Origin of the sequence: Planctomonas deserti, from assembly GCF_003067705.1 — a bacterium.
In the GTDB taxonomy this organism is placed as follows: Bacteria; Actinomycetota; Actinomycetes; order Actinomycetales; family Microbacteriaceae; genus Planctomonas; species Planctomonas deserti.
The window spans coordinates 1-744 of sequence record NZ_QANL01000041.1 but is presented as its reverse complement, the minus strand read 5'-3'; the positions used below and the strand labels follow the sequence as shown (position 1 = coordinate 744).

At 68.5% G+C, this 744-nt stretch carries 1 protein-coding gene; it reads left to right on the top strand.

Translation table 11 applies throughout. From position 1 onward, the window contains the following. A partial coding sequence (locus DAI20_RS19405) for an aminotransferase class I/II-fold pyridoxal phosphate-dependent enzyme (RefSeq protein ID WP_108252883.1) occupies positions 1 to 744 on the top strand: 744 nt, incomplete at both ends.

Sequence of the window (744 nt, the reverse complement as noted above, 5' to 3'; positions counted from 1 at the left end):
AGCATCGCCGGTTGCGGCCGCTACCGTTTCGCACTGGCCGGTCAGGTGCGCGACGCCTTCATCGAACAGGCGCGCATCCCGGCCGATCACGTGCGGCTCTATCCGGGTTCCAGCGAACCGCTGAACCGTGCCGCCGTGCTGTGGACCGGCCCGCAGGCGGGACTGGTAGTCGCCGACCCGACCTTCGAGACGCTGGGCGAGGTCGCCACCGCCCACGGTGCGCACGTGCAGAAAGTGCCGCTGCGCGACAACGGCGCACATGACCTGCGTGCGATGGTCGCCGCCGCACACGCACGCCCGACAGGCCTGCTGTATGTGTGCAACCCGAACAACCCGACCGGTTCGATCAGCCCGCCGGATGAGCTCGCCTGGCTGCTGGCCCACAAGCCCGCATCCACCCGCGTGCTGTTGGACGAGGCCTATCTGCAGTACAGCGAACAGCCGAGCTTGATCGCACAGGTGGCGCAGCGCGATGACCTGATCGTGTTGCGTACGTTCTCCAAGCTGTATGGCATGGCCGGCCTGCGTCTGGGCGTGGCGGCCGCGCATCCCGACCGCCTTCGCGAACTGGCCAGCCTGGGCGACAACCCACTGCCGGTGCCGGCGCTGGCCGCTGCACTGGCCAGCCTGCGCGATCCGCAGTTGATTCCGCAGCGCCGCCTGCAGAATGCCAAGGTGCGGCAGGCCACCATCGCGTGGCTGGGCAAGCGTGGTTTCAGCTGCGTGCCGTCGGAAGCCAATTGC